This is a genomic window from Spirillospora sp. NPDC048824, from assembly GCF_043198455.1.
Lineage (GTDB): Bacteria > Actinomycetota > Actinomycetes > Streptosporangiales > Streptosporangiaceae > Spirillospora.
Genome location: NZ_JBICUS010000004.1, coordinates 327053 through 347064 on the forward strand (window position 1 = coordinate 327053; position 20012 = coordinate 347064).

Consider the following 20012-nt stretch of genomic DNA (forward strand, 5'->3'; position numbering starts at 1 on the left):
GCGGCTTGGTGGACCATTCTCATCCTCTGCGGACCGAACGGTTCAAGTTCTTGCTGACAAAACCGGAGGCGAGTGATTCAGTGCGTGAGGATCTTGGAAAGGAAGTCCTTCGCGCGGTCGGTGCGCGCGTTGGTGAAGAACTCGTCGGGCGTGTTCTCCTCCACGATCTGGCCGTCCGCCATGAACACGACCTTCTGCGCCGCCCTGCGCGCGAAGCCCATCTCGTGGGTGACGACGATCATCGTCATACCCTCGCGGGCCAGTCCCGTCATGACGTCGAGGACCTCGTTGACCATCTCCGGGTCCAGCGCCGAGGTCGGCTCGTCGAAGAGCATCACCTTGGGCTTCATCGCGAGGGAGCGCGCGATCGCGGCCCGCTGCTGCTGGCCGCCGGACAGCTGGGCGGGGTACTTGGACGCCTGATCGCCGATGCCGACCCGGTCCAGCAGCTCCATCGCGTGCTTCTCGGCTTCCTGTTTGCCCTGCTTGCGAACCTTGACCGGTCCGAGCGTGACGTTCTCCAGGATCGTCATGTGGGCGAACAGGTTGAACGACTGGAACACCATGCCGACGTCGGCGCGGAGCTTCGCCAGGTCCTTGCCCTCCTTGGGCAGTTCCTTGCCGTCCACGAGGATCGTTCCGTCGTCGATGGGCTCCAGCCGGTTGATCGACCGGCACAGGGTCGACTTCCCGCCGCCGGACGGGCCGATGACGACGACCACCTCGCCGGAGTCGACGGTGAGGTTGATGTCCCTGAGAACGTGCAGCTCGCCGAAGTGCTTGTTGACGTGCTCGACCACGACGAGGGGCCGCCCGCCCTCGGGGGCCCGCTCCGGGCCGGGATCTTCCGGCCCGTCCTTGGTGAGGTCGGGCCCGCCTTCGCTGTCCGTCATGCGCTCGGACTTTACGTCATCGGTGACTCCGCTGAAGTTGCCGCGCGGTACCGATACGATCACGAATCCCCATGTCGGGCGGGGTCCGCCGTGGCGGAGAGTGATCATCGCGGCTCGTGTGCGTGGCGGGCCGTCCGTTCGGCGATGTCGCGCCGGGCCCGTACCCTTGGTAACCGTCATGAATGCGCCTATGAATACGGCTGCCCGTACGTACGAGATCCGCACTTACGGGTGCCAGATGAACGTTCACGACTCCGAGCGGCTGTCCGGGCTCCTGGAGGCGGCCGGCTATGTCCGCGCCGGGGATGCCGAACCCGACGTGGTGGTCTTCAACACCTGCGCGGTCCGGGAGAACGCCGACAACCGGCTCTACGGCAACCTCGGCCATCTGCGGCCGGTCAAGGACGGCCATCCCGGCATGCAGATCGCCGTCGGCGGCTGCCTCGCGCAGAAGGACCGCGACACCATCGTCAAGCGCGCCCCCTGGGTGGACGTGGTGTTCGGCACCCACAACATCGGGTCGCTGCCCGCGCTGCTGGAGCGTGCGCGCGTCCAGAGCGAGGCGCAGGTCGAGATCGAAGAGTCGCTCGTGACCTTCCCCTCGACGCTGCCGACGCGCCGCGAGTCGCCGTACGCCGCGTGGGTCTCGATCTCCGTCGGCTGCAACAACACGTGCACGTTCTGCATCGTCCCGTCGCTGCGCGGCAAGGAGAGGGACCGCCGCCCGGGGGAGATCCTCGCGGAGATCGAGGCGCTCGTCGCGGAGGGCGCCCTGGAGGTCACTCTCCTCGGCCAGAACGTCAACGCCTACGGCTCCGGGTTCGGCGCCCTCGCCGCCGCGCCCGACGAGGTCCGCGCGATGACGGCGGGCGGGCAGTCCGCGTTCGCGGGGCTGCTGCGGGCGTGCGGGGACGTCGAGGGGTTGGAGCGAGTCCGGTTCACCTCGCCGCACCCCAAGGACTTCACCGACGACGTCATCGCCGCCATGGCCGAGACGCCGAACGTGACGCCGTCGCTGCACATGCCGCTGCAGGCCGGGTCGGACGCGGTGCTCCGCGCGATGCGCCGCTCCTACCGGCAGGAGCGCTACCTCGGCATCATCGAGAAGGTCCGGGCCGCGATCCCGGACGCGGCGATCACCACCGACATCATCGTGGGCTTCCCCGGCGAGACCGAGGCCGACTTCGAGGAGACCCTGCACGTGGTGCGGGAGGCCCGGTTCTCGTCGGCGTTCACGTTCCAGTACTCCAAGCGTCCGGGCACCCCGGCGGCGACCATGGACGGGCAGGTGCCGAAGGACGTCGTCCAGGAGCGGTACGAGCGGCTGGTCGCCCTTCAGGAGGAGATCTCCTGGGAGGAGAACAAGAAGCAGCTCGGCCGCACCCTGGAGGTCCTCGTGGCCGAGGGGGAGGGCCGCAAGGACGAGGCGACCCGCCGGCTGTCGGGCCGCGCGCGCGACAACCGCCTGGTCCACTTCGGAGTGCCGGAGGAGCCGGTCCGTCCGGGCGACATGGTCACGGTCGAGGTCAGCTACGCCGCGCCGCACCACCTGGTCGCCGACAAGCCGGTACAGGGTGTCCGGCGGACGCGCGCGGGCGACGCGTGGGAAGCCCGCCAGGGCCGGGAGGCGGGCCGGAGGGGCGTCTCGCTCGGAATGCCGTCGATCGGGCGCCCGGCCCAGGCCGACGCGCCCGCGCCCGGCTGCTCCACCGCCTCCTGAACTCCGGCATGATCGGGTTCGTCCATGTGAGGGGCCCGGCGGCAGGGAGGCAGTGTGCTCGTATCGGCGGCGGTGTGCCCGCATCCGCCCATCCTCGTGCCCGCGATGGCGGGGGAGGCGGCGCCGGAACTCGACGCGCTGCGCACCGCGTGCGATGAGGCGGTCCGCCTCCTGACCGGCCTCCCGGCGGGTCCTGGAGGTCGTCCCACGGGGGCGCCGGGTGCCCGGCCGGGGGATGCGCTGGTCGTCGTGGGCGGTGCCGGGGCGACCCGCTCCTACGGGCCGGGCGCCTACGCGACACTCCGGCCGTACGGCCTCGACTGGACGATCCCCGACGAGCCCGAGGACGGCGCGGAGGCGCTGCCGCTCTCCCTCACCATCGGGCGGTGGCTCCTCCGGCGGCATGACGCCGATCTCGACGCCGGCTACGAGGCGGTCGCCTTCGACGCCTCACCGGAGGAATGCCTCTCACTCGGGCGGCGCCTGGCCGAGTCCGCCGACCGGGTCGCGCTCCTGGTGATGGGCGACGGGTCGGCATGCCGTTCGGAGAAGGCTCCCGGGTACCTCGACGGGCGCGCGCGCCCCTTCGACGAGGCCGTGGCGCGTGCGCTCGCCGGCGCCGACGCCGCCGCCCTGGCAGCGCTGGATCCGGGGCGGGCCGTGGAACTCCAGGCGGCCGGGCGTGCGGCGTGGCAGGTGCTCGCCGGCGCCGCCACGGCCGGCGGGGAGGGCGGCCTGACGGCCGCTCTCCTCGCAGACGAGGCACCGTACGGAGTCGGCTACTTCGTCTCGGCCTGGTCGCGGACGGGTTATGGCTGCTGACCGCCGCCCTGGCCGCCGCCCTGTTCGCCGCTCTGGCCGCTCTGGCCGCCTTCGCGGTCGATGTAGTCGCCGGCCTTCTGCTGGGCCTTGTCGACCTTGTCGGCGTGCTTGCCGCCGGTGCGCTGGTCGAACATGTCCCCCGCCCGATCGACGCCCTGGCGGGCCTTGTCGGGGTTCTGCCCGAGCATCTGCTTGACCTTGTCGACGATGGACACTGAAAATCCCCCCGGATCCCTCGTCTCGTCGGTGGTGTCGCGCGTTCGCGCACAACACCCGTACATCCCGCCTATACCCGTTCTCTTGCCACAATCGATCCTGTGACCTCAGCGAATGGACCCGATGTGATCGCGGTCGTCGGCGCGACCGCCGCCGGCAAGTCCGATCTCGCCGTCGAACTGGCCCTCCGGCTGGACGGGGAGGCGGTCAACGCCGACTCGATGCAGCTGTACCGCGGCATGGACATCGGCACGGCGAAGCTCACCGCGGACGAGATGCGCGGCGTCCCCCACCACCTGCTGGACGTCTGGGACGTGACCGAGACCGCGAGCGTCGCCGAGTACCAGCGGCTCAGCGCCGACGCGATCGCGCGGATCCGGGGACGGCACCGGGTGCCGGTCCTGGTCGGCGGCTCCGGCCTGTACGTGCGGGCGGCGCTCGACCACCTGGAGTTCCCCGGGACGGACCCGGCCGTCCGGGCACGGCTGGAGGAGGAGCTGGCGCACGCCGGTCCGGGCCCGCTGCACGATCGGCTGCGCGGTCTCGACCCGGCCGCGGCGGAGGCGATCCTGCCGAGCAACGGCCGCCGGATCGTCCGGGCGCTGGAGGTCATCGAGATCACCGGCCGGCCCTTCACCGCGACCCTGCCCGAGCACCGCTACCGCTACGGCTCGGTCGTGCAGGTGGGGCTGAGCGTCCCCCGCGGCGAGCTGGACGACCGCATCGCCCTGCGGGTGGCGCGGATGTGGGACGCGGGGCTGGTCGGCGAGGTCCGCGAGCTGGAGAGGCGGGGTCTGCGGGACGGCCTGACCGCCGGGCGCGCCCTCGGCTACGCGCAGGTCCTCCGGTTCCTGTCGGGGGAGTTGACGCAGGAGCAGGCCATGGAGGACACCGTCCGGACGACCCGGCGGTTCGCCCGCCGGCAGGAGTCGTGGTTCCGCCGGGATCCCCGCGTCCGATGGCTTCCCTACGACGCCCCGGACCTGGCCGGCCGCGCTCTCGCCCTGGTCGGCTGAGGCGTCCGGAGACGCAATATGATCGGGGGATGCGGTTTGTCAAGGGGCACGGTACCGAGAACGATTTCGTGATCCTGCCCGACCCGGACGGCGTCCTGGACCTCACCCCGGAGGCCGTGGCCCGGTTGTGCGACCGGCGGGCCGGGATCGGGGCCGACGGCGTCCTGCGGGCCGTCCGGACGAAGGCCGCGGGAGCCGGGGCGGACGCGGAGGGCGGCGCGGGCGCCGAGTGGTTCATGGACTACCGCAACGCCGACGGCGGCATCGCCGAGATGTGCGGCAACGGGATGCGCGTCTTCGCCCGCTACCTCGTCGACGCCGGCCTCGCCGCCCCCGGGGAGTGGGACGTGGCGACCCGCGCGGGGCTGCGGCGCGTGACGCTCGGCACGTCCGGCGACGTGTGCGTCGACATGGGCCCGGCCGACGTCCTCGGCTCAGGTGAGGCGTCCATGGCGGGCGCCCTGTTCCAGGGTGAACGCGTCTCCGTGGGCAACCCGCACCTGGCGTGCCGGGTGGACGGGCCGGTCGCGGCGCTGGACCTGTCACGGGCACCCGCATTCGATCCCGGCGTCTTCCCCGACGGGGTGAACGTCGAGTTCTTCCGCGCGGTCGGGGAGCGGCACCTGGAGATGCGGGTGTACGAGCGGGGCTCCGGCGAGACCCGCTCGTGCGGTACCGGCACGGTGGCGGTCGCCGCGGCGGCGGCCCTGGGCGCCTCCGGCCCGTCCGAGTGGACGGTGGACGTCCCCGGCGGGCGGGTGACCGTGGCCCTCGACGCGGAGACCAGCCGCCTGACGGGTCCGGCGGTGCTGGTCGCCGAGGGCGAGACCCGTCCCGGCCTGATCTAGCGGAGACCCGGTCCAACCAGGGTCGGAGCCGCGTTCCGGCTCGTCCCGGCTCGAACGGGACAGGTGTCCCTCACCAACGGGACCATCAGCCGCATAACTTCGTTCATGCACACCCTCTGGTGAATGGCCCGTATGGATCGGGATGGGAGCCCCGTTCCGTACGGAGCCTGAGGGCCGGTGGCGACCTTCTTGGCGGGGGGCGGTCACCGGCCCTCCCACCCGGGTGAGGGCCGAAGGGGCCGGACGGCCTGGCCCGGCCCGGATGATGCGGGCGGGCGTCAGGAACGGACGCCGTTGACGGGGAGCCTGGCGCGGACGAGCGTCCCCCCTTTGGGCCCGGGGCTCACGGTGCAGGAGCCGCCCAGCTCGGCCGCACGTTCCCGCATGGAGGACATGCCGATGCCGGATCGCACCTGTGAGGGCAGGCCGACGCCGTCGTCGTCGACGGTGACGTGCAGGTCGCCGTTCAGGTGCAGCCGGACGAGCGCGGACCCGGCCTTGGCGTGCCGGTGCACGTTGGTGAGCGCCTCCTGCACGATCCGGTACGCGGCGACCTCGGCGGCCGCCGGCAGACCTTTGAGATCGCCCTCCACCTGGACGTCCACTCTGGGACCGTCGCCCGTGGCGACGACCCCGCCGAGCGCCTGGATCGCGCCCTCCAGCCCCAGATCGTCCAGCGCGGGCGGCCGGAGCCCGTACACGAGCTCCCGGATGTCGCCGATGGTGCTCCCCATCGTCGCGCGGAGCTCCTCCAGCAGCGCGTCCACCGCATGGGGGTCGGTCTTCAGCGTGATGCGCGCGGCGTCGACCGTCATCGCGAGGCTCGCCAGCGTCGGGCCGAGCCCGTCGTGCAGGTCGCGCCGCAGCCGCCGGCGCTCCTCCTCCCGGGTGCGCAGGATGTGCTCCCGGGACCGCTGGACGTCCGCGGCGAGCCGTACCGCGTTGGACAGTTCGGCGAGGTTGCGGGCCAGGATGCCCGAGAGCCGCGCGTCCGGCGACCGGGTGACGCCGAACAGCAGCCGGCCCACCGGCTCCCCGTGCCAGACCAGCGGGATGAGCTGCGGCCGGTCGCCGAGCACACCGTCCTCGGCCGAGATCGTCCGGCCGTCGCGGTCCAGGACCTCGATCACGACGCCGGTGGCGTGCAGGGCGGACCGCGCCACCTCGGCGGCCACGGCGAGCGCCGCGGCCGGGTCGGCGGCGGTCTGCAGCCGGCGGTTGAGGCGGTCGGCGATCCGGTACGGGTCGCGCTCGCCGTGGATGAACCCGTCCACCGTGCGCTGCAGCCGCCGCCGGACGGGCTCGAACACCGCGCCCGCGACGATCGCCCCGGCCAGCCCGGAGAGGGTTCCCTGGCCGTGGGCGAGCAGGCTCGCCGCGCCGACCAGCGCGAAGTACACGCCGGTGATGACGGCGACGAGCCCCGCGTACACCAGCGTCCGGCTGACCACGAGATCGATGTCGTAGAGCCGGTAGCGGGTGATCGCGATGGCGATGCAGACGGGGACGGCGACGATGGTGACGTTGCGCAACGGATCCCCGATCATGCTGTTCTCGCCGACGTAGATGACCGCCTGGGCGACGATGCCGGGATAGACGACCCAGGCGATCTGCCGCCGGACGTCCGGGGGCGACCGGACGAACCGCACGGCCACCGAGAGCAGCCCGGCGGCCAGGGTGCCGAGGATGGCCACGGTGATGGCCACCGGGATCCCGCCGAACGGATACGTCGACACCCCGTTGTGCCAGCGGCGCACGTCGGGGTCGATCGTCAGGTGGACGCAGACGATCACCGGGATGAGGCAGGCCAGCACGAGCACCGGCCGGAACCAGCGCGACACGAGCCGCCCGTCCGGGAAGATCAGCGGCAGGACGAGCGTAAGGGCGTAGGTGTCAATGGCCCACAGCCAGATGCTGAGCCAGGTGAGGAAGGCGGTCCCGGTCCAGTGGCGGAGCTCGAACCACGGGGCCATGTTGAGCGAGAGGACGTAAACGGCGGCGCTGAAGCCGGATCCGAGCATGAGCCAGCCGACCGTCAGCCTCGGCCGGTGCCGCAGCAGGACGGCGGCCACGGGCGTCCAGGCGATCGCGACGAGGATCTCCGGATGCCACCAGACCATCCGCAGGTCAGAGGGCAGCCGGGTACCGATCACGAACGATGCGGCGACGAGCAGGACGGCGCCGAGCGCCACCGGGACAGCGACGCGTGCCGCCCCGGGGTCCTGTTCTGCCGTCTCGACCATGCCCACCCCAGACCAAAAGTAATGGAATGTTAAAGCGTCTTGCCCCTGTCCTGCAGACGTCAGGGCGTCCGCCTCAGGACACCGGGACCCCCTTCCGAGGACACTGACCCCGTCGCGGCGCGGTGGCGCGTGCCGTGATGGTAACCGCGGAAACCGGCGGATAGAACCGTAGGCGCAGGTCACGGTCGCCCGGTGGGAGCCACCGGGCGATGTCTCCGCGCCGCCTGCCGGTGCCCGGCAACGCGGTGCGGGCGGCGGCTCTGAGCCCTTCACAGGGGCGGGTTCGGATCGCCGCCGGTGCCGGAACGGCCGGAATGGGCCGCGGACGCGGCGACGCACAGCCGGATGGAGGCCGCGTCAGGTCGGCAGAGTCAACATGCTTTCGCGAGTGAGCGCCCGCACTCCGCGCCGCAGTTCTTCCGGGGAGAAGTCCCCGAGGACGAGCCGCTGCACGAGAAAACCGGGCACGACGGCGAACAGCGTCTTGCCGACGGCCACGACGTCGGTGTCGGCGGGAAGGAACCCGGCCTCGACCAGCCGGCGCATGTAGGACGTCCACGTCTCCCGGAGACCGGTGACGTTGGCGGCGGCGTAGGTGGCGATCTCCGGGTCGTGCAGGGCGAGGGCCCACGCCTCCGGCGCGAGCCGGAGCGGGCCGTCATCGCCGGACAGGTCGACGACCTTGGCCGCGAGCTGCTCGATCACCTCGTCCAGCGGCAGGAGGGGGTCGCCGCGCGAGAGTTCGTCGAAGAACGCCTGCATGTCGCCGACGACCGTCGAGATGTTGGCCTCGATGATCTCGTTCTTGCTTTTGAAGTAGCGGTAGACGGCGCCGGCCGAGAGCCCGGCCTCGGCGAAGATGTCCTGCATGGACGTCGCGTGGACGCCCTTGCGGATGAAGCAGGCGCGGGCCGCGTCCACGATCTGACGGCGCCGCCGCTCGAGATGCTCTTCGCTGACCCTCGGCATGGCCCCAAGATAAAACGAACGTTCGTTTCTTGACAAGTTCGGTCCCCGGCTGTGACGCTGCAAAAGAGAACGGACATTCGCTTTATTTGGGAGGCCGAGCATGCGATCGTCCCTCGCCCGGCGCACCGCCGGCGTCGTCGCGGCCGCCGCGCTGCTGCAACTCGTCATGATCATCGCCTTCGCCTGGCCCGCCGCGCGGGTGGCGCCGCGCGACGTCCCGATCGTCGTGACCGGCCCTCAGGCCGCCACCGTCGCGGAACGGCTGGACCGGGAACGGCCGGGGGCGTTCGACGTCCTGACCAGGCCGGACGAGGCCGGTGCGCGGGCGGCGATCGCCGACCGGAAGGCGTACGGCGCCATCGTCGCGACGCCGTCCGGCCCCAAGGTGCTCACCGCCTCGGCGGCCTCGCCGGTCATCGCCCAGCAACTCGGCGCGCTGGCCCAGAGGCCCGCCCCGGAGGGGACTGTGCCCGTCTCGCCCGTCCCGCCCGTCCAGGACGTCGTCGCCGCCGACTCCGACGACCCGCGCGGGGCCGGATTCGGCGCTCTCGCGCTGCCGCTGATCATGTCCGGGCTCGCCGCCTCCGTGCTGCTGGCGTTCGCGATCCCCGCGGCCGTGTGGCGCGCCGCCGGTGTGGTGCTGTTCGCCGGGCTCGGAGGCCTCGGCGTGGCGGGGATCGCGCAGGGCTGGCTGTCGCTGCTGCCCGGCCCGTACCTCGCGCTCGCCGGGGCCATGGCCCTGGCGATCCTCGCCGTGACCGGCACCCTCGTCGGCCTCGCCACGGCCCTCGGGCGCGCCGGGCTCGGCATCGGCTCGCTCACGCTGCTGCTCCTCGGCAATCCGCTGTCGGCCGCCGCCTCCGGGCCGGAGATGCTGCCCCAGCCGTGGGGCGATCTCGGCCAGATGCTCCCGCCGGGCGCGGCGGTGTCGCTGCTGCGGTCGACGGCCTTCTTCGACGGCGCGGGCGCCGCGGGACCGCTGGCCGTCCTGGTCGCCTGGGCCGCCGCCGGGTTCGCGCTCCTGGCCGTCGGCGGGCTGCGGGGACGTACCGGTGAGGAGGCCGCGCGCGGCCGCGAACCCGCCCTCGCCTGACATCGAACGCCTTCTCCGGGCTTTTCCCAACGCTGTACGTAATCGGCCAGTAGCATTCTGTGCTTCTGCCGGACGGCCCGGAGGGGGGGACATGGGGGCGTTCCTGCTGCGCCGGGCGGCGCGCCACCTGGTGCTGGCCGTCCTGGCCACGAGCCTCGCCTACCTGCTCGCCGCGGTCGCGCTCGATCCGCGCGCCGGCTACGAGGGCCGGGCGCCCCGGCCGCCCGAGGCGGTCATCGACGCCCGGCTCAGCGCCCTCAACCTCAACGACCGGACGCCGCTGGCCGACCGGTACCGCACGTGGGCCGCGGGCGTCCTGCGCGGCGACCTCGGCCGTACATGGGACGGGGAGCCGGTCGGCGCCGAGTTATGGCGGCGGCTCGGTGTGAGCCTGCGGCTGGTGCTCCCGGGGGCCGTCCTCGGGTGCGTGCTCGGCGTCCTCCTCGGCGCTCACGCGGCCGTGCGGCGCGGGCGGGCGGCCGACCGGCTCATCACCCTCGGATCATGCCTGCTGCTGGCCGTCCCCGTGTTCGTGCTGGCGGTGCTGCTGCAGCTCGCCGCGACCAAGGCCAACCAGGTCATGGGCGTGCGGGTCTTCGTGTGGGTCGGTGAGTCCACGCCCGGCGCGTCCTCCGGGCCGGCCGGCCGGGCGCGGCACCTGGTGCTGCCGACGGCCACGATCGCGCTCGCGCAACTCGCCGTCTACTGCCGGTACCAGCGCGGCATGATGCTGGACGTCCTGCACGCCGACTTCGTGCGCACCGCGCGCGCCAAGGGGCTGCGGCGGCGGAGCGCCCTGCTGCGGCACGGGCTGCGCATCGCGCTGATACCGATGACGACCTACATCGCCTATGCGTCCGGATCCCTGGTTCTCGGCGGCGTGTTCGCGGAGAAGGTCTTCGGCCGGCACGGGCTGGGGGAGTGGCTGGTCGACTCCGTCTCGCGCGGGGACGTCAACGCGGTCGCGGCGATCGAGTGCGTCGCCGTGTGCGGGGTCCTGCTCGCCGGGCTGGTCTCGGACGTGCTGCACGGCGTCCTCGACCCGCGCGTCAGGGACGCGACGTGACCGCCCGGCGCGGGGCGCGGAGCCGGCGGGCCACCGCGGGGCTGGCTCTGCTCGGGCTGGTGATCTCGCTGGTGTTCGCCGGGCCGCTCGTCTCGCCCTGGGGCTGGGACGTTACGGACTTCACGGCCTTCGATCAGGGGCCGTCCGCGCGGCACTGGCTCGGCACGACGCAGAGCGGCCGCGACGTCTTCGCCCTCACCCTGCGGGGCGCGCGGATGTCGCTGCTCATCGGCGTGTTCGCCGCCGTGATCTCGACCGGGCTCGCCGCCGTCGTCGGCACCGCGGCCGGCTACGCGGGCGGCCGGGCCGACCGGATCCTGATGCGCGGCGCCGACCTGCTGCTGGTCCTTCCTCCCCTCCTGATCGTCGTGGTGCCGGCGCCGCGGATCTCCGGGGGCGTGCCGGTGCTCGCGGCACTGCTGGCCGCGTTCATGTGGATGTTCACGGCCCGGATGGTGCGGGCCATGACGGTCTCGCTGCGCGAGCGTGAGTACGTGCTGGCCGCCCGGTTCCTCGGGGTGGGCGCGCCACGCGTGATCGTCCGGCACGTCCTGCCCCAGCTCGCGTCACTGCTGGCCGTCGACGTGAGCCTGAACGTCGGCGTCGCGATCATCGCGGAGAGCGGCCTGTCCTACCTCGGTCTCGGTGTGCGGCCGCCGGACGTGTCGCTCGGCACGCTGATCGCCGACGGCCATGGCGCCGCGGCCGCCCGTCCATGGCCGTTCGGCTTCGCCGCCGGGCTGCTCGTTCTCGTCGTCGTCGCGGTGAACCTCCTGGGTGACGGGCTGCGCGACGTCCTCGATCCTGTCCGGGACGGGAGTTGACCGTGCTGCGGGTCACGGATCTGACGGTTCGTTACACACCCGATGTGCATGCCGTCCGGGGTGCGGGGTTCACGGTCGGGGCGGGCGAGGTGCTCGGGATCGTCGGTGAATCGGGCTCCGGCAAGACCGCGCTCGCACTCGCCGTGATGGGGCTTCTGCCCGAGAGCGCCCGTGTCGCGGGCTCGGTGCGGTTGCGCGGTGAGGAGTTGCTCGGGCGGTCGGACACCGAACTGTCGCGGGTGCGCGGCAAGGAACTGTCCATGGTGTTCCAGGATCCGCTGTCCGCGCTTACGCCCGTCCACACGGTGGGTGACCAGATCGCGGAGACGGTCCGGATCCACTCTGGAGCTTCGCGCGCGGTGGCGCGTGCACGGGCCGTCGAACTGCTCGATCTGGTCGGGATTCCAGGGGCGGCGCGGCGCGTCCGTGCCTACCCGCATGAGTTCTCAGGCGGTATGCGGCAGCGCGTGATGATCGCCATGGCGATCGCCAACGCCCCGGCCGCGATCGTCGCGGACGAGCCGACGACCGCCCTGGACGTGACCGTTCAGGCGCAGGTGCTGGACGTCCTGCGGGTCGCCAAGGAGGCCACCGGCGCCGCGATCGTCCTCATCACTCACGACCTCGGGGTCGTCGCCGGATTCGCCGACCGCGTCATGGTGATGCGCGCCGGGCGAGCCGTGGAGTCCGGGCCGGTGGAGCAGGTCTACCGGCGCCCGGCGACGCCGTACACGAGCAGGCTGCTGCGGTCGATTCCTCGTATCGGTGAGCGGCCGGTGCCTCCGTCCCGGCCGGATCGTCCCGTCGTGCTCGAAGTCGACGGTCTCGTCCGGCACCACCCGCTGTACAAGGGGACGCTGCTGCGGCGCCGGGCCGGGACGGTGCGCGCGGTGGACGGCATCGGGTTCGACGTCCGGGAGGGCGAGACTCTGGCGCTGGTCGGGGAGTCGGGGTGCGGCAAGACCACGGCCCTGATGGAGATACTCCGGCTGTCGCGTCCGCAGGGCGGGCGCGTCGCCGTCTTCGGACAGGACACGGCGGCCCTGCGCGCCGCCGACCGGAAGGCGCTGCGGCGCGATGTCCAGGTGGTGTTCCAGAACCCGTTCTCGTCTCTGAACCCGCGGATGCGTGTGGAGAACATCCTCGCCGAACCGCTGACCACGCACGGTGTACCCGCGATGCGGGCGAGGAGCCGGGCCAGGGAACTGATGGAGCTGGTGGGTCTGGAGCCCGATCACGCCAGGCGCTACCCCCATGGTCTCTCCGGTGGGCAGAGGCAATGTGTCGGCATCGCCAGAGCGCTGGCCTTGGAACCACGGCTGCTGCTCCTGGACGAACCTGTCGCGGCCCTGGACGTGTCCGTTCAGGCCGACGTCATGGCGCTTCTGGAGCGTCTGCGCAAGCGGCTCGGTATGGCGTACCTGCTCGTCGCCCACGACCTGGCCGTCGTCCATGGCCTGGCCGATCGCGTCGCCGTCATGTACTCGGGGCGCATCGTCGAGATCGGGCCGGTGGCCGGCGTGTACGGCGCGTCCACCCATCCGTACACGCGCACGCTGCTGGACGCCGTCCCGCCGGCGGATCCGCACCTGGAACGGCGTCGCCGCCGCGCCCTCCTGCGGGGAGACCCACCCGACCCCGCTTCTTCACCGGGCGGGTGCCGTTTCCGGTCCCGTTGCCCGCGCTACGCCACGCTCACCGCCGTCGAGGGAGCCCTGTGCAAGGAACACGATCCCGAATCTCGTCCCGTGCGATCTGGGGGAGGCGTCGACCACTTCGTGGCGTGTCACCATCCCCTCGCCGAAGTCGGGGACGGGCGGTGAAACGGACGTTCGGCGCCGTCCTCCTCGGCGCCGCGACGCTGAGCGGCTGCGGCGGCCCCGGGCCGGAGGGCTCCACTTCCCACGCGTCCGGGCGGCTGCCCGCGTCCGACGTCAACCCGACCCCGCGCGAACGTGTCGCGGACGGCGGGACGCTGCGCTGGCCGCTGCCGGAGTCCCCGTCCCAGTGGAACTTCCACCACGTCACGGGCACCACGGGGGCGGTCGAGCGCGTCATCCGCGGCGTCCTGCCCTACCTGATGCGGGCCGATGAGAAGGCCGTCCCGCGACCCGTCCCCGAATACCTGCGGTCGGCATCGCTGAAGCGCACCGGGCAGGGCCAGACCATCACGTACCGCCTCAACCCACGGGCCAGGTGGTCGGACGGCCGCCCCATCGGCTACGCCGATTTCGTGGCGCAGGCACGCGCGCTCTCAGGACGCGACCCGCGATACGAGGTCTCCGCCGTCACCGGTTACCGCCGCATCAAGCGCATCGAACGAGGCCCCGGCGAACACGTGGTCGAGGTGACCTTCGACGGGACGTACGCGGACTGGCGAAGCCTGTTCAGCCCGCTCTACCCCGCCACCGTGTACTCCGACCCACGCGCGTTCAACACGGGTTGGACGAACCGCCTGCCCGTCACGGCCGGCCCGTTCAAAGTCCGGGAGATCGACCGGACCGCCAAGACGGTGACGATGGTCCGCGACCCCGCCTGGTGGGGTCCGCGCGCGAAACTCGACCGCATCCTCTACCGCGCGATGGACCCCAGCGCGACGCCCGGCGCGTTCGCCAACCGCGAGATCGACCTCATGGACATCGGCCTCGACGCGGGCGCTCTGCGGCGCGTCCAAGGAGTGAGCGGCGCCACCGTCCGCCGGGCGGGCGGCCCCGACTGGCGGCATTTCACGCTGAACGCCGCCTCACCGGTCCTGTCCGACGTGCGGGTGCGGCGGGCCGTCATGCTCGGCATCGACCGGCGCGCCATCGCCCGGTCCGACCTGTCCGGCCTCGGGGTGCCGGTGCGGACGCTCGGCAACCACTTCTACGTCAACACCCAGGACGGCTACCGGGACAACTCCGGGGAGTTCGGCGTGTACGACCCGGAACGCGCCAGGCGGCTCCTGGACGAGGCGGGCTGGAAGCCCCGCGGGAAGTACCGCGCCCGGGACGGACGCACGCTGGCGCTGCGTTTCGTCGTCCCGGCCGGCGTTCCGATCAGCAAGCGTGAAGGGGAACTGACGCGGGCGCTGCTCGAACGCGTCGGCGTCCGTGTGGACATCGAACCGGTTCCCGCCGACGACGCGTTCGGCCAGTACGTCACCCCCGGGAACTTCGACATCGTCCCGTTCTCCTGGCTGGGCACGTCCTTCCCGGTGTCGCCGATGAGATCGGTGTTCGCGCAACCGCACGGCGACCGGATCCAGCAGAACTACTCCCGTATCGGCAGCGAGGCCATCGACGCCTCGATGGAGCGCGCCATCGCGGAGGTCGACCAGGCGAGAATTCACGTCCTTGTGAACAGGGCCGACCGGCTCATCTGGCGCCAGGCGTCGGTCTTGCCGCTGTACCAGCGTCCCCAGCTCGTCGCCACGCGCGGGGACCTGGCCAATCTGGGCGCCTGCGGCTTCTTCCAGCCCGCCTACCAGGACATCGGGTTCACGAAGCCGTCTCAGCCCCGGTCGTAGAGGGTCAGGGGAACACGAGCCGGATGCCCTTGAGGTCGCTGGTGTACCGGGCGTTCCACACGAACAGCCGCAGGTCGCCGGCGGAGATCTCTTCGTTGACCGGGAGGTCGGAGGCGATCCGCACCACGTAGGAGGCACCCGCCGGGATCATCATGCTGCCGTTCTCGTCGGTGGGCGGCTTCGCCCCGTCGACCCGGGCGGTGATCTCGGAGTGATTGGGGAGCGTGCACATCTCGTCGGGGATGCCCGCCTGCGGCATGCACCGCTCCTGCGCGGACGCCGGAACCTGCGCCTTCGGCATGAACAGGTCGGCTGGATAGTCCAGCAGCACGGGCCGCCGCTGGCTGTTGGTGAGGACGTAGTCCGCGTAGGCGTACGTCGTCCCCGACGGCGGGGGCTCGGTGGCGCCGAGGGGCTGCGGGGTCGTTCCGGCCTTCACGGCGGCGAGGCTGTAGCCGTATCCCTCCGGGGTGGTGAACCCGATCGGGGGTCCGGTCTTCGGGGCGGGCACCGACGGACCCTCCGGCGCGACGCTTCCCTGACCTGCCAATGTCGGCCGAGCGGCCTCTCCGCCCGGGTCGTCGCCCGGCCGGATGATCACGATCGCCGCGGCCACCGCGGCGATGCCGAGGGCGCCGGTGAGGGCCCCGGCGAGCCCGAGCCTCCCCGCGTTGCGCTTCTTCCTCCGGTGGTTCATGCGGTACGGCTGGTAGTTGTTGGACATGGTCTGCGTGCTCCCTTGGGCCACTCCAAGATCGGTAAGCGCGTCCTGTCTCAAGGAGCCAGACACGATACAGGACGCCCGGATTCGGCGGCGTTCCTGGTCACGGGGCTACGAATCGGCTGCGATGAGGGCGTCGCGACCCAATCCCCGTAGGGAGGCGTCCAGCACCTGCGCGGTGTGCGCGACCGCGATGCCGGCGCCGCGCCGGTGCAGCGCGGTGGCGATCTGCATGGAGCAGCCGGGGTTGGCCGCGACGAGTAGTTCGGCTTCCGTGGCGTCCACGTTCACCGCCTTTCGGTCGCCGAGTTCTCCGGCGGCCTCCGGCTGGAACAGGTTATAGGTCCCGGCGGATCCGCAGCAGATGTCGGGTTCGGCGATCTCCCGGACGGTCAGCTCCGGAATCGCGGCCAGCAACGCCCGGGGCTGGCTGCGGATGCCCTGCGCATGGGCCAGATGGCACGCGTCGTGGTAGGCGACCGTGACCGGTAGTGGCCTCCGCTTCGCGCGGGGCCCGAGTTCCACGAGGTACTCCGCGAGGTCGCGGGTCTTGGCCGACAGCGCCTCCGCCCGCCGCGCCCAGGCGGGATCGCCGGCCAGCAGCGCCCGGTACTCCTTCATCGCGGACCCGCAGCCCGCGGAGTTCACCACGATGACGTCGACGGACTCGAACGTCTCGACCGTCCGGCGGGCGAACGCGCGGGCCTCCTCCTCGCGGCCGGAGTGCAGGGACAGCGCCCCGCAGCAGCCCTGATCCCGGGGGATGACCACGTCGCAGCCTTCGAGGGCCAGGACACGGGCGGTGGCCGCGTTGACGCCGGGGAAGAACTCGCTCTGCACGCAGCCGGTCAGCATCCCGACCGTGGCGCGGTGTTCACCGCGCGCGGCGACGCGTTCCGGCAGCCTCGGCGCCCTGCCCAGAGGCGGCGCGAGCCGTTCCATGGCGGCCACCGACGGCGAGATGCGTTCCAGTACGCCGCTACGCCGGACGAGCCGTTCCAGACCCGACTTCTGGTACGCGCGCAGTGGGCCGCGCAGAGCACGGAGTCTCCGCTTGTACGGGAACAGATTGAAGACCATCTCCCGTATGGCCCGCTCCTTGAGCGAACGTGGGTGCTCGCGTTCGACGTCGGCCCGGGTCATCTCGATGAGCCGGTCGTACTGCACGCCGGACGGGCAGGACGTCACGCACGCCATGCATCCCAGGCAGGCGTCGAAATGCTGGACCATCGCGCCGCTGAGCGGCTCTCCGTCCGCGTGCTGCTGCATGAGGTGGATGCGGCCTCTGGGCGAGTCCATCTCCTCGCCCCACAGCACGTACGTCGGGCACGTCGGCAGGCAGAAACCGCAGTGCACGCAGTCGCTGAGCAGGTTCGGCAGGTCGTCTTCGGCGCTCATCAGATACCTCCAACGAAACGGCCGGGGGACAGCCGGTGATCCGGGTCGAACTGGTCCTTCACGCGCCGCATCAGCGTGAGGGCCGGGACCGGGCCCCACACGTCGACGCCGGCGCGCACCTCTTCCGGCGCGTAGCGGACGACGGCGCCGCCGCGGTGCCGGGCCAGCACGTCCCGCAGGCGGCCCAGGACGTCGGCGACGTCGTCCGGCGACGATCCGGCGGGGAGCCCCACATGGCCGTGCCCGTCGCCGCTCCACGTGACGGCGGCGTCCGGGCCGGGCACGGCGAGGACGTCGCGGAGGGCGGACGGCGAGGCGGTGATGTCGATGAGGGTGGTGCCGTCCGGGTACCGTGCCCAGCCGTCCGGTGCGGTCTCTGAGATTTCGGCGTTCTCGCCGAGGAGATCCGCGGTCTGCCGAGCGCGCGCGGCGACGCCCTCCTGGACGCCCTCTAGGGCGACCACAACCGTCCCTGGGCTGATGTACTCGACGGCGCTGGGCGCCGCAGGGGAGTGCAGAACGGTCTGGACGGCGTCGTGCGCATCCTCAGGCCCGTTCACGGCGCACGTCACATAGGCGGTCGCCGCAGGGACGGGATGCAGGCGGAACGTGGCGTCCACGATGAGGCCGAGGGTTCCGTACGAGCCGCAGAAGAGCCGCCCCAGGTCGTACCCGGCGACGTTCTTGACGACCTTGCCGCCGGAACGCGCGACCTGACCGTCCGCCCGGACGATCGTGAGCCCGATGACCAGGTTGCGGGGCGTCCCGTACAGCGAGCGGAGCGGGCCGGCCGCGCCGGTGGCGATCGTCCCGCCGACGGTGGAACCCGGCAGGGGGAGGTCGAGGGCGAGCCTCTGGCCGCGTTCCGCGAGTCGCTCGCCGAGCCGCTCCATCGGCAGGCCCGCCTCCACCTTCGCGACCAGGTCTCCCGCGGCGTGCTCTACGAGGCCGTCCAGCCGGTGGGTGTCGACGAGCAGATCGCACCGCTCCGGGGGCGTTCCCCAGTCCAGGCGGGTCTCGGCGCCGCGCGGGACGACGGCCAGTCCCTTCTCGGCGGCGACGCGCATGACGTCGGCGGCCTCGGCCAGGTTCTCCGGCGCGGCGACGAGAGCGGGCTCGACACCGAGCACGCCCTCCGCCGGCTCACCGGGCCGTACATCGCCGCAGACCTTCGCCAAGGCGTCCAGGGGCCGCATCAGAAGAGGTCCGCCTTTCCTTCGTACGGGTGGGGGCCCTTGCGCACGCCCGGCACCTCGCCGCACAGGCGCGGCGTGGGGAACACCTTGCCCGGGTTGCACAGCCCCGCGGGATCGAATCCGCAGCGGACCATCTGCATGGTGTCCAGATCGGTTTCGGTGAACATGCGCGGCATGTAGCGGGACTTGTCCACGCCGACGCCGTGCTCACCCGTGATGGAGCCGCCGTGCTCGATGCACAGGTCGAGGATCGCGCCCGACACCGCCTCGGCGCGTTCCTCCGCGCCCTCATCCGCGTCGTCGAACAGCACCAGCGGATGCAGGTTGCCGTCGCCCGCGTGGAAAACGTTCGCGACCCGCACCCCCGACTCGGCCGACAGCGCGTCGATGCTCGCCAGGACCCGCGGCAGCGCCGTCCGCGGGATGACTCCGTCCTGGACGAGGTAGGCGGGGCTGATCCGGCCGACCGCGGCGAACGCGGACTTGCGTCCCTTCCAGATCAGCGCCCTCTCCTCGTCGTCGGCGGCGATGCGGATCTCGAACGCGCCCGCGTCCCGGCACAGCCGCTCGACGTCGGCGAACTGCGCCGCGACCTCCGGCTGCGGGCCGTCCAGCTCCACGATCAGCACCGCACCGGCGCCCGGCGGATACTCGCAGCGCACCGCGGCCTCCGCCGCCTCGATCGACAGCGCGTCCATCATCTCGATCGCCGCCGGGACGACGCCAGCGCCGATGATCGCCGACACCGCGGCGCCGCCGGCCTCGATCGAGTCGAACGCCGCCAGCAGCGTCTGCACGGTCTCCGGAACCCGGGTGAGCCGCACCGTGATCTTGGTGGTGATGCCGAGCGTGCCCTCCGCCCCGACGAACACGCCCAGCAGGTCGTAGCCCGGCGCGTCCGCCGACAGCTCGACCAGCTCGCCGTCGGGCGTGACGACCTCGCAGGCCAGGACGTGGTGCGCGGTGAACCCGTACTTCAGGCAGTGCGCGCCGCCGGAGTTCTCCGCCACGTTCCCGCCGACCGAGCAGATCTGCTGGCTGGACGGGTCGGGCGCGAAGTAGTACCCGTACGGGCGGACGGCGCGCGTCACGTCCAGGTTGATCACGCCGGGCTCCACCACGGCCCGCTGCCCCGGAATGTCGATCTCCAGGATCCGGCGCATCCGGGACGTGACGATCAGGACGCCGTCCGTGCGGGGCAGCGCCCCGCCCGACAGGCCCGTCCCCGACCCGCGCGCCACGTACGGCACCCCGGCCGCCGCGCATTCCCGCACGATGGCGGCGACCTGCTCGGCGGTGCCGGGCAGCACGACGACACCGGGCGTCGCGCGGTGGTTGGTCAGCCCGTCGCATTCGTACGTGCGCAGCCGCACCGGGTCGGTGACGACCCGATCGGCCCCGACGAGCGCTTCCAGCCGCAGACCGAGCGCTGTGAGTAGTGGTTCCATCCCCTCCACCATCCTCCCGGCCGCGGACCCA

General features: G+C 72.1%; 17 protein-coding genes. 9 read left to right on the plus strand and 8 right to left on the minus strand.

From position 1 onward, the window contains the following. Positions 1–77 precede the first annotated feature (77 nt). Positions 78–800 (minus strand): amino acid ABC transporter ATP-binding protein, encoded by a 723-nt coding sequence (locus tag ACGFIS_RS10605; RefSeq protein WP_392970371.1) that lies wholly within the window; start codon positions 798–800, stop codon positions 78–80. A gap of 271 nt (positions 801–1071) precedes the next feature. Between ACGFIS_RS10605 and miaB the strand changes: the two genes are divergently transcribed. Both miaB and ACGFIS_RS10615 read left to right on the plus strand, forming a co-directional pair. Continuing rightward, positions 1072–2613, plus strand: a complete 1542-nt coding sequence (miaB, locus tag ACGFIS_RS10610; protein ID WP_392902071.1) for a tRNA (N6-isopentenyl adenosine(37)-C2)-methylthiotransferase MiaB — start codon at positions 1072–1074, stop codon at positions 2611–2613. A gap of 54 nt (positions 2614–2667) precedes the next feature. Then, on the plus strand, positions 2668–3435 hold the full coding sequence (locus ACGFIS_RS10615; RefSeq protein ID WP_392970286.1) for a hypothetical protein: 768 nt from the start codon (positions 2668–2670) through the stop codon (positions 3433–3435). Here the strand turns inward: ACGFIS_RS10615 and ACGFIS_RS10620 are convergent. After that, positions 3423–3650, minus strand: a complete 228-nt coding sequence (locus ACGFIS_RS10620) for an antitoxin (protein ID WP_392902075.1) — start codon at positions 3648–3650, stop codon at positions 3423–3425. The two genes, ACGFIS_RS10615 and ACGFIS_RS10620, sit on opposite strands and share 13 nt — an antisense overlap. Positions 3651–3776: 126 nt before the next feature. Between ACGFIS_RS10620 and miaA the strand changes: the two genes are divergently transcribed. Then, positions 3777–4667, plus strand: a complete 891-nt coding sequence (gene miaA, locus ACGFIS_RS10625) for a tRNA (adenosine(37)-N6)-dimethylallyltransferase MiaA (RefSeq protein WP_392902866.1) — start codon at positions 3777–3779, stop codon at positions 4665–4667. Positions 4668–4696: 29 nt separating this feature from the next. Continuing rightward, a complete protein-coding gene (gene dapF, locus ACGFIS_RS10630) occupies positions 4697–5515 on the plus strand; it encodes a diaminopimelate epimerase (protein ID WP_392902077.1) in 819 nt (272 codons plus the stop codon). Positions 5516–5793: 278 nt separating this feature from the next. Here the strand turns inward: dapF and ACGFIS_RS10635 are convergent, their stop codons facing one another. Further along, a complete protein-coding gene (locus ACGFIS_RS10635) occupies positions 5794–7758 on the minus strand; it encodes a histidine kinase (RefSeq protein ID WP_392902079.1) in 1965 nt (654 codons plus the stop codon). Between the two features lie 357 nt (positions 7759–8115). Beyond that, the gene (locus tag ACGFIS_RS10640) at positions 8116–8727 is read right to left on the minus strand and encodes a TetR/AcrR family transcriptional regulator (protein ID WP_392902081.1); all 612 of its coding nucleotides are present in this window, start codon (positions 8725–8727) and stop codon (positions 8116–8118) included. Between the two features lie 100 nt (positions 8728–8827). On the opposite strand from ACGFIS_RS10640, the gene ACGFIS_RS10645 reads away from it, so the two are divergent. The 5 genes from ACGFIS_RS10645 (at position 8828) to ACGFIS_RS10665 (ending at position 15218) form a co-directional block, all read left to right on the plus strand. Then, entirely contained in the window at positions 8828–9820 is a 993-nt protein-coding gene (locus ACGFIS_RS10645; RefSeq protein ID WP_392970289.1) for a hypothetical protein, read from the plus strand. A 91-nt stretch (positions 9821–9911) separates the two neighbouring features. After that, positions 9912–10886 carry an ABC transporter permease gene (locus tag ACGFIS_RS10650; RefSeq protein WP_392902085.1) on the plus strand — a complete coding sequence of 325 codons (975 nt, stop codon included), beginning with the start codon at positions 9912–9914 and terminating at the stop codon, positions 10884–10886. Beyond that, the gene (locus ACGFIS_RS10655) at positions 10883–11710 is read left to right on the plus strand and encodes an ABC transporter permease (protein ID WP_392902087.1); all 828 of its coding nucleotides are present in this window, start codon (positions 10883–10885) and stop codon (positions 11708–11710) included. Before ACGFIS_RS10650 ends, ACGFIS_RS10655 begins: the two co-directional genes overlap by 4 nt. Next, positions 11707–13533 carry a dipeptide ABC transporter ATP-binding protein gene (locus tag ACGFIS_RS10660; protein WP_392902089.1) on the plus strand — a complete coding sequence of 609 codons (1827 nt, stop codon included), beginning with the start codon at positions 11707–11709 and terminating at the stop codon, positions 13531–13533. Before ACGFIS_RS10655 ends, ACGFIS_RS10660 begins: the two co-directional genes overlap by 4 nt. After that, entirely contained in the window at positions 13530–15218 is a 1689-nt protein-coding gene (locus ACGFIS_RS10665; RefSeq protein WP_392902091.1) for an ABC transporter family substrate-binding protein, read from the plus strand. The genes ACGFIS_RS10660 and ACGFIS_RS10665 overlap by 4 nt, the downstream gene beginning before the upstream one ends. A gap of 4 nt (positions 15219–15222) precedes the next feature. Here the strand turns inward: ACGFIS_RS10665 and ACGFIS_RS10670 are convergent, their stop codons facing one another. From ACGFIS_RS10670 to ACGFIS_RS10685, 4 genes are all read right to left on the minus strand, one after another. After that, positions 15223–15942, minus strand: coding sequence for a hypothetical protein (locus ACGFIS_RS10670; protein ID WP_392902093.1), 720 nt, complete (start codon positions 15940–15942; stop codon positions 15223–15225). A 108-nt stretch (positions 15943–16050) separates the two neighbouring features. Then, the gene (locus ACGFIS_RS10675) at positions 16051–17337 is read right to left on the minus strand and encodes a (Fe-S)-binding protein (protein ID WP_392902095.1); all 1287 of its coding nucleotides are present in this window, start codon (positions 17335–17337) and stop codon (positions 16051–16053) included. After that, positions 17337–18533 carry an FAD-binding oxidoreductase gene (locus ACGFIS_RS10680; RefSeq protein ID WP_392902097.1) on the minus strand — a complete coding sequence of 399 codons (1197 nt, stop codon included), beginning with the start codon at positions 18531–18533 and terminating at the stop codon, positions 17337–17339. Before ACGFIS_RS10680 ends, ACGFIS_RS10675 begins: the two co-directional genes overlap by 1 nt. Next, positions 18533–19981 (minus strand): FAD-linked oxidase C-terminal domain-containing protein, encoded by a 1449-nt coding sequence (locus tag ACGFIS_RS10685; protein WP_392902099.1) that lies wholly within the window; start codon positions 19979–19981, stop codon positions 18533–18535. The genes ACGFIS_RS10680 and ACGFIS_RS10685 overlap by 1 nt, the downstream gene beginning before the upstream one ends. Positions 19982–20012 lie beyond the last annotated feature (31 nt).

Coding starts and splice junctions, on each gene's coding strand:
- ACGFIS_RS10635 (WP_392902079.1), bottom strand. CDS start 7,758: ATGGTCGAGACGGCAGAACAGGACCCCGGGGCGGCACGCGTCGCTGTC.
- ACGFIS_RS10675 (WP_392902095.1), bottom strand. CDS start 17,337: ATGAGCGCCGAAGACGACCTGCCGAACCTGCTCAGCGACTGCGTGCAC.
- ACGFIS_RS10640 (WP_392902081.1), bottom strand. CDS start 8,727: ATGCCGAGGGTCAGCGAAGAGCATCTCGAGCGGCGGCGCCGTCAGATC.
- ACGFIS_RS10670 (WP_392902093.1), bottom strand. CDS start 15,942: ATGTCCAACAACTACCAGCCGTACCGCATGAACCACCGGAGGAAGAAG.
- ACGFIS_RS10680 (WP_392902097.1), bottom strand. CDS start 18,533: ATGCGGCCCCTGGACGCCTTGGCGAAGGTCTGCGGCGATGTACGGCCC.
- ACGFIS_RS10685 (WP_392902099.1), bottom strand. CDS start 19,981: ATGGAACCACTACTCACAGCGCTCGGTCTGCGGCTGGAAGCGCTCGTC.
- miaB (WP_392902071.1), top strand. CDS start 1,072: ATGAATGCGCCTATGAATACGGCTGCCCGTACGTACGAGATCCGCACT.
- ACGFIS_RS10645 (WP_392970289.1), top strand. CDS start 8,828: ATGCGATCGTCCCTCGCCCGGCGCACCGCCGGCGTCGTCGCGGCCGCC.
- dapF (WP_392902077.1), top strand. CDS start 4,697: ATGCGGTTTGTCAAGGGGCACGGTACCGAGAACGATTTCGTGATCCTG.
- ACGFIS_RS10650 (WP_392902085.1), top strand. CDS start 9,912: ATGGGGGCGTTCCTGCTGCGCCGGGCGGCGCGCCACCTGGTGCTGGCC.